The 10,279-nt window shown below is 61.6% G+C and carries 8 protein-coding genes; 4 read left to right on the top strand and 4 right to left on the bottom strand.

Features of this window, described 5'->3' with window-relative positions:
• Positions 1-693: 693 nt before the first annotated feature.
• Positions 694-1,668: an aliphatic sulfonate ABC transporter substrate-binding protein gene (locus JWQ24_RS00975; protein WP_299803239.1), complete on the bottom strand. Its 975-nt coding sequence runs from the start codon at positions 1,666-1,668 to the stop codon at positions 694-696.
• Positions 1,669-1,942: 274 nt separating this feature from the next.
• Between JWQ24_RS00975 and JWQ24_RS00970 the strand changes: the two genes are divergently transcribed.
• The 3 genes from JWQ24_RS00970 to JWQ24_RS00960 all read left to right on the top strand — a co-directional run bounded on the left by JWQ24_RS00970 (position 1,943) and on the right by JWQ24_RS00960 (position 6,881).
• Complete coding sequence (locus tag JWQ24_RS00970; RefSeq protein ID WP_299803237.1) at positions 1,943-4,738, top strand: [protein-PII] uridylyltransferase; 2,796 nt, start codon at positions 1,943-1,945, stop codon at positions 4,736-4,738.
• Positions 4,739-5,003: 265 nt separating this feature from the next.
• Positions 5,004-5,366: a DUF1304 domain-containing protein gene (locus tag JWQ24_RS00965; RefSeq protein ID WP_299803235.1), complete on the top strand. Its 363-nt coding sequence runs from the start codon at positions 5,004-5,006 to the stop codon at positions 5,364-5,366.
• Between the two features lie 279 nt (positions 5,367-5,645).
• Entirely contained in the window at positions 5,646-6,881 is a 1,236-nt protein-coding gene (locus JWQ24_RS00960; RefSeq protein ID WP_299803233.1) for an ABC transporter substrate-binding protein, read from the top strand.
• A gap of 99 nt (positions 6,882-6,980) precedes the next feature.
• On the opposite strand, the gene JWQ24_RS00955 is transcribed toward JWQ24_RS00960, so the two are convergent.
• The 3 genes from JWQ24_RS00955 to JWQ24_RS00945 form a co-directional block, all read right to left on the bottom strand.
• Positions 6,981-7,553, bottom strand: a complete 573-nt coding sequence (locus tag JWQ24_RS00955; RefSeq protein WP_299803231.1) for a hypothetical protein — start codon at positions 7,551-7,553, stop codon at positions 6,981-6,983.
• Positions 7,554-7,687: 134 nt separating this feature from the next.
• Positions 7,688-8,047 carry a TIR domain-containing protein gene (locus JWQ24_RS00950; protein WP_299803241.1) on the bottom strand — a complete coding sequence of 120 codons (360 nt, stop codon included), beginning with the start codon at positions 8,045-8,047 and terminating at the stop codon, positions 7,688-7,690.
• A complete protein-coding gene (locus JWQ24_RS00945) occupies positions 7,936-8,811 on the bottom strand; it encodes a hypothetical protein (protein ID WP_299803244.1) in 876 nt (291 codons plus the stop codon). The genes JWQ24_RS00950 and JWQ24_RS00945 overlap by 112 nt, the downstream gene beginning before the upstream one ends.
• 933 nt (positions 8,812-9,744) lie before the next feature.
• On the opposite strand from JWQ24_RS00945, the gene JWQ24_RS00940 reads away from it, so the two are divergent.
• Positions 9,745-10,279: transglycosylase domain-containing protein (locus JWQ24_RS00940; RefSeq protein ID WP_299803229.1), on the top strand; the 535-nt coding region annotated here is incomplete at its 3' end.

Raw genomic sequence — 10,279 nt, 5'->3', positions numbered from 1 at the left:
AATCGACGGACTTTCGGGTCGTGCTTGTTGAGTCGCAGACCTTTCGACCCGATAGGTCTGAATTTGGCGGGCGCAGTGCCTGGCCCCTCACCCGCCGCGCATCTGACGATACGCGTCGACCTCTCCCCGCGAAAGAGCGGGGCGAGGTTAGAACGCGCTTCGTTCCGATTCAAATTTCAAACAGCCAAGCTTCCGTATTCTCGCGGCGCAATGCGTCCGAGGTTTGCAAGATCCCTCGCGAACCGCGCGGGGGGATGGAGCGGCGGGAGGCGCCAGGATGCTTGCGAGGCACCCTTGGAGGCGGGTGGTGAACCCACCTCGCGCGGCAAGGCAACCGCGCGCGCCCAAGGCAAGGCGCAGCGCCTCCCAGCGCTCCACCGGCCACCAGTTCATCGACCGTTCCGGGGCGCCCCGGTCCGGCCAGCTTTCGCTCTGTCAGCTAAAGGATCGCTTCTAGAAAGCGCCCCCTCATCGGACAGGACACGAGCAGGATAAGGGAGGTTTGGGGGACGGGGATAAGGAATGCGAAAAAATTTTTTCGTCAGTGTTTACAGCATCGTAGGGTAGGCAAAGGCGCCCTTGCGCCGTGCCCACCATATCAAGCGCAATCGCTGCGACGAGAAGTTGGTGGGCACGCCATCGAGCCGCGCATTCGCGCGGCCCGGTGGCTTTGCCCACCCTACAATTCGGGATTCAATTCGTCGGCAGCGGCACTTGGTCGTCGATCAGCGCATCCAGCGTCGCCTTGACGTCGACCTTGGCGTCGACCACGCCGGCCTGTTGCAGCGCGAGGCCCGCGGCGAGGATGGAGTCGCGCTGCGGCGCGCCGATCCGGCTGTGGGTCAGTTCGGTACGCTCCTTGAGCTGCTTGTCGACCACCGCCTCCGGCAGCTTGGTGACGCCGATAAAGGCCTTCTTCAACTCGGGATAGTTCTCCAGCGAATATTTTCGCGCCTCTTCATAGACCGCGAGCACGCGACGCGCCGCCTCCGGATAGTCCTTCAGGAACGCCTCGCGCACATTCAGCACGCCCCAGGTGTTGGCTTCGGGCTTGCGGAAGAACAGCCTGGCGCCGTCCTCGACCTCGGCCTGCGCCATCATCGGATCGAGCCCCGCCCAGGCATCGACGTCGCCGCGGATCAAGGCGGTCTTGCCGTCGGCGTGCTGCAGCAGCACCGGCGTGATATCCTTTTCGGTCAGCCCGGCATCGAGCAATGCGCGCACCAGAAAGATGTGCGGATCGGTGCCGCGGGTCACCGCAACGCGCTTGCCCTTGAGGTCGGCTACCGAAGCGATTTTGGAATCCTTGGCCGTCACCAGCGCGGTCCATTCCGGCCGCGAATAGACATAGACCGACTTGATCGGGTTGCCATTGATCCTGGCCACCAGCGCCGCCGAGCCCGCGGTCGAGCCGAAATCGATCGAGCCGGCGTTCAGAAACTCCAGCGCCTTGTTGGAGCCGGCCGACTGCACCCAGACGACCTTGACGCCGTCCTTGGCGAATTCCTTTTCCAGCAGGCCGTTCTGCTTGAGAATGATCGAGACCGGATTGTAGGTCGCCCAGTCGAGCCGGATCTCCTTCAGCGGCTCGGCGGCAAAGCCCGCCTGGGGCAACAGCACCGCAGCCGCCAGCAAACCCGCGACGGCGCGCCGTGATATGTTCGACATAACAACTCTCCCTGATGATCGCTGCAAGGCTGCAGCCTGACGCCGGTCGATGCGCACCGCCTCGATCCTCCGAGAGTTGTGCATGCCGGCTTTTGAAGTCAAAACGTTCTTTGATTTCAATCGGTTACGCATCCGACGTCAACGAGAAAATAAGTATCCAGAAAGTCTTCGCGCGAGAACGACGTTGCCCGAAAGGCATCAAACGCGGCATGGATCGGTCGTTGCCCGATATTGCCCGTGACAGCGCCCGCGGCGTCCGATATCCGGGATGGTCATGGACAGCATTGCAACCGCCACACGCCCCCCTGCCGACGCCCGTTTCGACACCGCGCGGATCACCGCCGCGATCGATGCGCTGGCGGCTGAACATCGCGGCCATGCCGACATCTTCCGCTCCAACGTCGCCAGGATGCTGAAGGCCGAACTGCTGGTCGCGCGGCAGGCGGCCGAGGCCATGCTGCTGAAGGACCGTCACGGCCGGCACTGCGCCGAACAGCTCTGCCATGTGCAGGACCAGATCATCCGCATGCTGTTTTCGGCGGCGACCCGGCACCTGTATCATTCACCGGTCCCGTCCAGCTCGGAACGGATGGCGGTAGTCGCCACCGGCGGCTACGGCCGCGGCCTGATGGCGCCGGAATCCGACATCGATCTGTTGTTCATCCTGCCCTACAAGCAGACCGCCTGGGGCGAGCAGGTCGCAGAGGTCATCCTGTACTGCCTGTGGGACATGGGGCTGAAGGTTGGCCACGCCACCCGCTCGGTCGACGAGTCGATCCGGCAGGCCCGCGGCGACATGACGATCCGCACCGGCATCCTCGAGGCGCGCTTCCTCACCGGCGACCAGGCGCTCTACGAAGAGCTGGTCACGCGGTTCGATACCGAAGTCGTGCAGGGCACCGCGTCCGAATTCGTCGCCGCCAAGCTCGCCGAGCGCGAGGAACGCCATCGCCGCGGCGGCCAGTCGCGCTATCTGGTCGAGCCCAACGTCAAGGACGGCAAGGGCGGCCTGCGCGACATGCACACGCTGTTCTGGATCGCGAAATACGTCTACCGCGTCCGCGACAGCAAGGAGCTGGTGGCGCGCGGCGTGTTCGATGCGCAGGAATACCGCACCTTCAAGCGCTGCGAGGACTTCCTGTGGTCGGTGCGCTGTAACATTCACTTCGTCACCAATCGCCCGGAAGAGCGATTGTCGTTCGACCTGCAGCGCGATATCGCCGTCCGGCTCGGCTACACCTCGCATCCCGGCATGCAGGACGTCGAGCGCTTCATGAAGCACTACTTCCTGATCGCCAAGCAGGTCGGCGACCTCACCGCGATCCTGTGCGCCAAGCTGGAAGACCAGCAGACCAAGCCGGTGCCGGCGCTGACCCGGATGATGGCCAAGCTGCGGCCCGATGCCGGCCGCCGCCGCGTGCCGGGCTCCGACGCCTTCATCATCGACAACAACCGCATCAACCTGGCGACGCCCGAAGTATTCCGCGAAGACCCGATCAACCTGATCCGGCTGTTTCGCCTGGCGCAGAAGAACAACCTCGCCTTCCATCCCGACGCGATGCGCACGGCGACGCGCTCGCTGCGGCTGATCAATGCCGAGATGCGCGAGAATCCCGAAGCCAACGCGCTATTCATGGAGATCCTGACCTCGGACAATGCCGAGACCGTGCTGCGGCGAATGAACGAGACCGGCGTGCTCGGCCATTTCATCCGTTCGTTCGGCCGCATCGTCTCGATGATGCAGTTCAACATGTATCACCACTACACCGTGGACGAGCACCTGTTGCGCTGCGTCGGAATCCTGCAGGAGATCGAGCGCGGCGGCAACGATGAGTTCGTCGTCGCCTCCGACCTGATGCGCAAGATCCAGCCCGAGCACCGCGCGGTGATCTACATCACGGTGCTGCTGCACGACGTCGCCAAGGGCCAGCCGGAGGATCATTCGATCGCCGGCGCCAAGGTGGCGCGGCGGCTGTGCCCGCGGCTCGGCTTCAATGCCGCCGATACCGAGCTTGTCGCCTGGCTGATCGAGGAACACCTGACGATGTCCACGGTGGCGCAGTCGCGCGACCTGTCGGACGCCAAGACGATCGAGAAGTTTGCCGCCGTGGTGCAGTCGGTCGAGCAGATGAAGCTGCTGACGATCCTCACCACCGCCGACATCCGCGGCGTCGGGCCCGGCGTCTGGAACGGCTGGAAGGCGCAGCTGATACGCACTTTGTATTACGAGACAGAGCCGGTGCTGACCGGCGGCTTCTCCGAGGTCAACCGCGCCCAGCGCATCGAGGTGGCGCAGCGCGAATTCCGCCACGCCTTCACCGAATGGCCGGAAGCCGAACTCAACAGCTACATCAGCAGGCACTACCCGGCCTACTGGCTCAAGGTCGAGCTGTCGCAAAAGATCCGCCACGCGCGGTTCCTGCGGGCGTCCGAGGAAGCCGGTCACAAGCTGGCGATCAATGTCGGCTTCGACGAGGCCCGCGGCGTCACCGAACTGACGATCCTCGCGGTCGACCACCCCTGGCTGCTGTCGATCATCGCCGGGGCCTGCGCCTCGGCCGGCGCCAACATCGTCGACGCGCAGATCTACACCACGACCGACGGCCGCGCGCTCGACACCATCGCGATATCCCGGGAGTACGACCGCGACGACGACGAGGCGCGCCGCGCCACAAGGATCGGCGACATGATAGAGGACGTGCTGGAAGGCAAGCTGCGGCTGCCGGAAACCGTCGCCAAGCGCGCCGCCCGCCGCGGCAAGCTGAAGCCGTTCGTGGTCGAGCCGGAAGTCACGCTGAACAACAACTGGTCGGACCGCTACACCGTGATCGAGGTCTCCGGCCTCGACCGGCCGGGCCTGTTGTACCAGCTCACCACCGCGATCTCGAAGCTCAACCTCAACATCGCCTCGGCGCATGTGGCGACCTTCGGCGAGCGCGCCCGCGACGTGTTCTACGTCACCGACCTCCTGGGCGCGCAGATCACCGCGCCGACGCGGCAGACCGCGATCAAGCGCGCGCTGATCCACCTGCTGGCGCATGGCGACGCCGCGGAGAGGCCGGCGGCGTAATACCAAACTGTCATTCCGGGGCGGGAGCTACCATTCAGTCCCCTTGGTGCCATTCCGGGGCGCGAGCAGCGCCAGCGGCGAGCGAACCCGGAATCCCGGGCTGGTAGATGAAGCATCCCGGGATTCCGGGTCTGCATCAGCCGGCTCCGCCGTCTGACGCATCCCGGAATGACAGCGGCAGATGGCGCGCTACAGTTCGATCAACTCGCGCTTTCACCCACGGTGATATACCGTACAAGCTACAGCGGGCTTGGGAGAGGCAACTATGCACATCGTCGGCAATATCCTGGTGGCGCTGGTGGCGGCGCTGCACGTCTACTTTCTGGTGCTGGAGATGTTTCTCTGGACCAGGCCCTACGGCCTGAAGACGTTCGGCAACACCTTGCAGAAGGCGCAGGATTCCGCGGTGCTGGCCGCCAACCAGGGGCTCTATAACGGCTTCCTCGCCGCCGGCCTGATCTGGGGCCTGCTGCACGCGGCCCCCGCCTTCGCCTTCCAGCTCAAGGTGTTCTTCCTGCTCTGCGTGATCGCGGCCGGCCTCTACGGCGCATACAGCGTCAGCCGCAAGATCCTGTTCGTGCAGGCCGTCCCGGCCGCGATCGCATTGATCGTGGTGTGGCTGGGGTAGTCACTTCCTTCCTTCTCCCCTTGTGGGAGAAGGTGGCGCCGACGAAGTCGACGTCGGATGAGGGGTAGTGACAGAGCTCGGAGCTACCCCTCACCCGTCCGCGCTGCGCGCGGCCACCCTCTCCCACAAGGGGAGAGGGAAGACGAGCGCCTTCGCGCGGACGACCACTGAGGCCTTTCCTCTCCTTGCCTTCCCCAATCCCCTGCGTCACACTCGCCTCAACGATGGCGCCAGCAATGGGACGACCGTCGACGGACACATATCAGGGAAGGCAACGACATGAGAGCTTCGGACTCCACTCCGTTTTTTCATCTGCTCGCCGCATCCGCGCTGACGCTTGCGCTGTCGGCCACGGCCGCTTCCGCCGAGCCGAAATACGACCCCGGCGCCTCCGGAACAGAGATCAAGATCGGCCAGACCGTGCCGTTCTCCGGCCCCGCCTCGGCCTATTCCTCGATCGGCAAGACCCAGGCCGCCTATTTCAAGATGATCAACGAGCAGGGCGGCATCAACGGCCGCAAGATCAACCTGATCCAGTATGACGACGCCTATTCGCCGCCGAAGGCGGTGGAGCAGGTCCGCAAGCTGGTGGAATCCGACGAGGTGCTGCTGACGTTCCAGATCGTCGGCACGCCGTCCAACGCTGCCGTGCAGAAATATCTCAACCAGAAGCAGGTGCCGCAACTGTTCGCCGCCACCGGCGCGACGCGCTTCTCGGACCCGAAGAACTTCCCCTGGACGATGGGCTATAACCCCAACTACCAGAGCGAGGGCCGCATCTACGGCAAGTACATCCTGAAGAACTACCCCAACGCAAAAATCGCTGTGCTCTGGCAGAACGACGACCTCGGCCGCGATTACCTCACCGGCATCAAGTCGGGGCTAGGCGACAAGGCCGCCAGCATGATCGCGTCGGACGCCTCCTACGAATTGTCCGACCCGACCATCGACTCGCAGATCGTCAAGCTGAAAACCTCCGGCGCCGACCTGCTGTTCTCAGCCTCGACGCCGAAGTTCGCGGCGCAGGCGATCAAGAAGGTCGCCGATCTCGGCTGGAAGCCCGTGCACATCGTCGACATCAACGCCACCTCGGTCGGCGCGGTGCTGGTGCCCGCCGGGCTGGAGAATTCCAAGGGCCTGATCTCGACCAATTACGGCAAGGACCCGCTCGACCCGCAGTGGAAGGACGACGCCGGCATGAAGCGCTACTTCGCCTTCATGGAGAAATACTATCCCGAGGGCGACAAGAACTCGAACTTCAACACCTATGGCTACGGCAACGCGCAGCTGATGGTGGAAGTGCTGAAGCGCTGCGGCGACGACCTGACCCGCGCCAACGTGATGAAGCAGGCAACGTCACTGTCCGGCTACACCAACGACCTTGGCCTGCCCGGCATGAGCTACTCGACCTCGCCGACGGATTACCGCGTCAACAAACAGCTGCAGATGCAGAAGTTCAACGGCGAGCGCTGGGAGCTGTTCGGGCCGATTATCGAGGATGATTCGGCGGGGTGAGGACGACGTAAGGCAACGTAGTAGGGCGGATGAGCGAAGCGTCATCCGCCCTACTATAAGCCGTTGCGATCAGCAAATTCGAAGTCGCAGACCAGATGCTCATAAAGTTTCTCGCGTCGCCAATTGCACCAACGGCACTGGAAAGTTTGGCTTCGAGGTTCCGACCCGCCACCAGGTCCATTCGCCCGCACCAAAGTTGGGAGCTTGATCGGAATTTCCAAGATACAAAGCGGTTATATTTTCACCCTTAAGGCTCAGTTTTCCAATCCACGTTCCGCGGTACCCACTAGAATTGATCTCATTCCACGTTCCGCTGACTATATTGTCTTTGCCTAATGAAGCCGTCACCTTCCAACGCTTGCCCTTATACTCATAAATCCCGAGCGCGCGATTACCCATGCTCCGCAAGGTGACTCGACAAACGTTCTCGTGTGGCCAATTTTTGCTATCAGCGTACCAAACACTGTGCCATTCCCCACCAAGACCGGATCCCGTTCCCACTTTTGTTTTCAGCTTAGCGAGAAAACGCAGCACCGAATCTTGAATGGCCTCCGTCAAGAGAGGAGCTACTGCCTTAAAACCAAACTGCAAGACAAACACCAGCGTTGGCATCAAGTGGGCGGTTGCGAAACCTACAATTAGCCAGAATAGCCATTCGACATAACCACTCATCAACGCATCCTTGAGTCATAATTTCGAAGATAGCGTAGCATTCACCGAACCGGCGCAGTGCTGCCTCCCTCTCAAAAGGGCAGGACTAACCGCTATCGGACGCTGCGCCTATGAACCATGACCTCTAAAGACGATCATCTAAATTGCGAAAATGTCTTGAGCAACTTCATCGTGGAATCATACTCAAGCTTATCGCCTTCAAAATCACACCTATAAAGACCTTGCAGATTGGAAGGTAGGATCACCCCACGCTCCACTAGCAAGATTACCTTTTTGCCGTAAAGAGCCATCGCGGCTCCTATTTCGATTAGTACATTATCGTTTAATTTTGTTAGTTCATTTCCGTCTTTATCGAGATACTTTCCTTCTGATCCCACGTGTATTACGCCTGCACTGCAGGACCGCATATCCTCAAAGACTTTCTCGGGAACGGGAATCGCAGTGGTCTCACGCTCAACTGACACAACAGGTTCAAAATTTCCGAAAGCCAGCAATTCTTTGATCTGCACAACGATCGATTTTTGCTTTCCAGGGAGATAAATACGCGAGCTGCCTTTGCTGCCATGAGCAGATTTTGCGAAGATAGATCAGGAACAACAGCGCGCTTGGTATCTTGAATTTCGCTCCCGATTTCTTGTGCTTCAAGAGAGTTTGGCTCCGGAAATTCCGGAGTAGCTGTTGGCGCAGGTACGCCTGGAGAATCTAGATTTATGAACGGCCCGGTTGGCGTCTCTCGAATAACGCCAGCGTAACGACCATTTTCTTTGATAATCTCCAAGGCGGCGCTTGTGCGATCGGCGGGCAAACCCATGGCCTTGATTACGTTTCCTGCGATAACGTCATTTGGGAACTTAGCTCGACGATATTTCTCAAAGAAGTCATGCAAGAGCTTCGGCTTCATTATTGCTTCCCGCCTTGCGGTAAGGTCTTCACCTTCTGCCTCTGGTGCTACCAGTCTCTTTCCAAGTGCAGTCAATCTCATTACGCTAGCGTTCCAACCACCGTCGATCAGTCCGTAAGCTAGCGCTGCGCCGGTTAATGCAGGCCAACCGCTGCTGGTTGGACTTATTCCCAGCGCAAGAGCAACATCCGGGGGCGAGCCTCCGTCTCCCGCAAAATTATCAACGATGGCAGACGCAATCTTCTGAGCCTGCTGAAGTGAGGTCAGTGGAAAATCGGATTGCTTATAGTAGTTTCTCTTTGCCACCCCCCGACTTGCGAGCGTCTTCTTCTGTGTAGCTACTTTTTTCTTAGCCATTTCTCCCCCAAAGCTGTTGGGAGACCGTAAAAGCTCCAACCAGTTCAATCAACGAAAGATTGCATATCAACGCATCCTAACTTGGCTCGCAATCTGCCGTTGACTCGGTCTGACATAAGACTATAATCTCCTCCATCCAGTTCATCGAGGGGCGCTTCTAGAGGCGTTCTGGGAGTGGAGTTGGATGCGGCGCCTGCGCGCGGGGTTCGCACCCTCGCGTCCGGGAGGCCGGGGGTCACCGTCCGGGCCTACTACGAGGCTCTGCCGCTTGCGGCTGGACGCGGATCGGGCGAAGGCTGGCGAAAGCTGGCCGGATCAGCGGACCCGATGGGACCGCACCTGATCCCGGAAGTAACGGTCCCCCGGACAGAAAAGCCGCGATGGCGCGCCGAGAGGCGACGCGGTCCGCGAGGCGGCCTTCGCATGCCGTCTTCGGCCCGCGACTTGATACCCGGTTGCGCCTGTCGGCGCGTCATTCCCCTCGGCCTTCGAGGGGCAAACCGGAAGGCCCGCTTTGCGCTCTGGCGCGAAACCGACGGCGCGTGCGCGCGGGGGATTTTCAGCGGGAGGATGTTGCAGGAACGACGCGGGAGAACCAACACACGCAACTGTCATCGCCCGCGAAAGCGGGCGCCCCAGTCAACGGCGGCAATGGTGATGGATCGCGGGTCTGCGTGTACCGGGTCCCCGCTCCGCGTGCGCCGAAGGCGCACCTGGCGGGGACGACATGCAGAGTGCCGGGCCCCGGATCTGCGAAGCGATACTGCGTATCGCATCGCGTCCGGGGAACGGCACAGCGTGCAATCTCTTCCATCTCTTCCGACTGCGTTCGCATCGCCATTCCCCGCAACCCTTTCGATCCCGTTAACCTCCGCTTAACGGCGCTTTAAACCGGCACCGGTAGGGTCGGGCAGCGAGCGGGCGTGGTGTGCGATGGCGAAGAAAAAAAGCGGGCGCAAGGAGCCGGTGTTCGGCGTGTCGGCTTCGCTGTCGGAGCTGCGCATGAAGCCGGACGATCGCGTCAGCGGCGGCGACGAAAAGCCCGCGCGCAAATCCGAAGGCGGCCCGCGGAAGGTACGCAAGAGCAGCCGCGCGCGCCGCCCGGGCCGGATCGGCGCGTTGTTCCGGAAACTTTTCTACTGGGGCGCGGTCGCCGGGTTGTGGGGCGCCATCGCAGTGGTGGGCCTCGTGGTCTATGTCGGCGCCCATCTGCCGCCGATCCAGTCGCTGGAAATTCCGAAGCGACCGCCGACCATCCAGATCGTCGCCATGGACGGCAGCGTGCTGACCACGCGCGGCGAACAGGCCGGCACCAATGTGGCGCTGAAAGACCTGCCGCCCTATCTGCCCAAGGCCTTCATCGCCATCGAGGATCGCCGGTTCTATTCGCATTACGGCGTCGATCCCTTGGGCATCGCCCGCGCCGCTGTGGCCAATATCCTGCATCGCGGCCTGTCGCAGGGCGGCT

This window comes from Tardiphaga sp. (genome assembly GCF_028290495.1).
Classification (GTDB): Bacteria; Pseudomonadota; Alphaproteobacteria; order Rhizobiales; family Xanthobacteraceae; genus Tardiphaga.
The sequence above is the reverse complement of the archived record's forward strand: the minus strand, read 5'-3'. Positions and strand labels throughout refer to the sequence as shown.